This is a genomic window from Streptomyces sp. WAC05292 (genome assembly GCF_003949955.1).
Taxonomy (GTDB): domain Bacteria; phylum Actinomycetota; class Actinomycetes; order Streptomycetales; family Streptomycetaceae; genus Streptomyces; species Streptomyces globosus.
On record NZ_RPSE01000606.1, the window covers coordinates 1 to 2524 of the forward strand.

4 protein-coding genes are annotated in these 2524 nt (G+C 71.3%); 3 read left to right on the forward strand and 1 reads right to left on the reverse strand.

The window, feature by feature from the left end; genetic code table 11:
• On the reverse strand, nt 1–560 hold a 560-nt coding region (locus EF903_RS31540; RefSeq protein ID WP_125548395.1), incomplete at its 3' end, for a cob(I)yrinic acid a,c-diamide adenosyltransferase.
• A 170-nt stretch (nt 561–730) separates the two neighbouring features.
• Between EF903_RS31540 and EF903_RS31545 the strand changes: the two genes are divergently transcribed.
• The 3 genes from EF903_RS31545 to EF903_RS31555 form a co-directional block, all read left to right on the forward strand.
• On the forward strand, nt 731–1579 hold the full coding sequence (locus tag EF903_RS31545; protein WP_125548396.1) for a 3-hydroxyacyl-CoA dehydrogenase family protein: 849 nt from the start codon (nt 731–733) through the stop codon (nt 1577–1579).
• Nucleotides 1580–1765: 186 nt separating this feature from the next.
• On the forward strand, nt 1766–2089 hold the full coding sequence (locus EF903_RS31550) for an STAS domain-containing protein (protein WP_125548397.1): 324 nt from the start codon (nt 1766–1768) through the stop codon (nt 2087–2089).
• A 198-nt stretch (nt 2090–2287) separates the two neighbouring features.
• A partial coding sequence (locus EF903_RS31555) for a hypothetical protein (RefSeq protein WP_148142629.1) occupies nt 2288–2524 on the forward strand: 237 nt, incomplete at its 3' end.

Here is a 2524-nt window from a genome sequence, read left to right on the forward strand (position 1 = left end):
CCCGGCACCCACAGGACGTCCCCGACCTCCTTGTTGGCCGTACGCGCCAGGATGAACAGGAGGTCGGAGAGGCGGTTGAGGTAGGTGGCGGTCAGCGGGTTCATCACCTCGCCGTGCACCTCCAGCGCCGCCCAGGTGGAGCGCTCCGCGCGGCGGACCACGGTGCAGGCCTGGTGCAGCAGGGCCGCTCCGGGCGTGCCGCCGGGGAGGATGAAGCTGCGCAGCTTCTCCAGCTCCGCGTTGAAGCGGTCGCAGTCGGCCTCCAGCTTGTCGACGTAGAACTGCTCGACCCGCAGCGGCGGGTACTCCGGGTCCGCCACGACCGGGGTGCTGAGGTCCGCGCCGACGTCGAACAGGTCGTTCTGCACCCGCACCAGCACCTTCACGATCTCCTCCGGCAGGCCGCCGAGGGCGATCGCCGTGCCGATGACGGCGTTCGCCTCGTTCGCGTCGGCGTAGGCGGAGATCCGCAGGTCGGTCTTGGCGGTGCGGCTCATGTCGCCGAGGGCCGTCGTGCCCTTGTCGCCCGTGCGGGTGTAGATGCGCGTGAGGTTCACCATGCGGCCAGCGTAGGGGAGTCGCCGGTGCTGCGGCTGCTGGGCCGGACCGGTGTGATGTCCGTCATCTGAGACGTGACGCGTGTTACTTCCCGGTCACACCACCGCCCGCGACCGCTAGTCTCCGGCCGAGAGGCACGAGACCGGGCCGTTTCAAGAACGAGGGGTGTGCAGTGGCTGGGAAGCTCGCCGTCATCGGTGCGGGGCTGATGGGTTCGGGAATCGCTCAGGTCTCCGCTCAGGCGGGATGGGACGTCGTCCTGCGCGACGTCACCGACGCCGCGCTGACCCGGGGCACCGACGGCATCAAGGCCTCGTACGACAAGTTCGTCTCCAAGGGGAAGATGACGGCCGAGGACGCGGAGGCCGCGCTCGCCCGCATCACCACGACGACCGACCTGGACGCGGTCGCCGACGTCGACATCGTCGTCGAGGCCGTCTTCGAGAAGCTCGAGGTCAAGCACGAGATCTTCCGCGCCCTGGACAAGCTCGTCCGCGAGGACGCGATCCTGGCCTCCAACACCTCCGCCATCCCGATCACCAAGATCGCCGCGGTGACGGAGCGTCCGGAGCGGGTCGTCGGAGCCCACTTCTTCTCGCCGGTCCCGATGATGCAGCTCTGCGAGCTCGTCCGCGGCTACAAGACCAGCGACGAGACCCTCGCCGCGACCCGCGCGTTCGCCGAGTCCGTCGGCAAGACCTGCATCGTCGTCAACCGCGACGTCGCGGGCTTCGTGACGACCCGTCTGATCTCGGCGCTCGTCGTCGAGGCCGCCAAGCTGTACGAATCGGGCGTGGCGTCCGCCGAGGACATCGACATCGCCTGCAAGCTCGGCTTCGGGCACGCCATGGGCCCGCTCGCCACCGCCGACCTGACCGGCGTCGACATCCTGCTGCACGCCACGAGCAACATCTACACCGAGTCCCAGGACGAGAAGTTCGCGCCGCCGGAGCTGATGCGCCGCATGGTCGACGCGGGCGACTTCGGGCGCAAGACGGGCCAGGGCTTCTACAAGCACTGAAACCGGACACCCGCACGGACGCCCCGCCCTGGGGCGCCTGTTCGAAGGATCGGCCCTGCGGGTGATTTTGGTATCGGTTCGCTCACGGTCGGCAACTTCACTGCCCGCGCCGCAGTCAGTTGCAGTGAGAGTTGCCGACCGCGGACCAGTCGGACCAGACACAAGCCAGTACTGCCGGGAGCGCATATGCACATCAGGGGCGACCACGCCGAACTCGCTGTCGGGGGCCGCCTCGACGTGCGCAGCGCGGCGGACGCCCGTACGGTCCTGCACACCGCCCTCGACCGGGGGCACGGGGACCTCGTGCTCGACCTCACCGGACTCGACTCCTGGGACGCCACCGGCCTCGGCGTGATCATGAGCGCCCACCGCCGGGCCGGGCGGACCGGCCGCCGCCTCGTGCTGCGCGGGGTCCCGCCGCAGATGCAGCGCCTCCTGGTCGCCACCCGCCTCCACCGCATCCTCGCCATCGAGGGCGGCCTGGAAGCGGAATCGCTCCCGAGGGTCTGAGACCGCCGGGGCAGCCGCCCCGCCCCCGCATCCGCCTGCGGAAACGTAACGGTACGGCGGATAACGCACCCCTGCGGTTCCGTGTTCGACCGGCCACCGTCTAGGGTCGGGCGGACACCGGACCGGCAGCGGCACCCGCACGCGCCGGACCGGACCGCAGAACGGCAACGGCACAGGGCGCGATCGGGGGCACAGGTCATGGACCGCACGCAGGGGCAGGCCGAACCGGGGAAGCGCGCCGCGGCGGGCCCCGGGGCGCACACCGCGCCCGGCCCCGTGGCCCGCGTCGTCACCCTCGCCGCCGGCGACTACACCCTGACCGTCAACCCCGTCGACGGCAGCGAGATCGAGCCGCGCAGGCCCGGCACCGGCGGCGGCACCCCCGCCAAGCGCGACGCCGCCGGCCGCGGCGCCCACACCGCCGCCGCGCGGCCC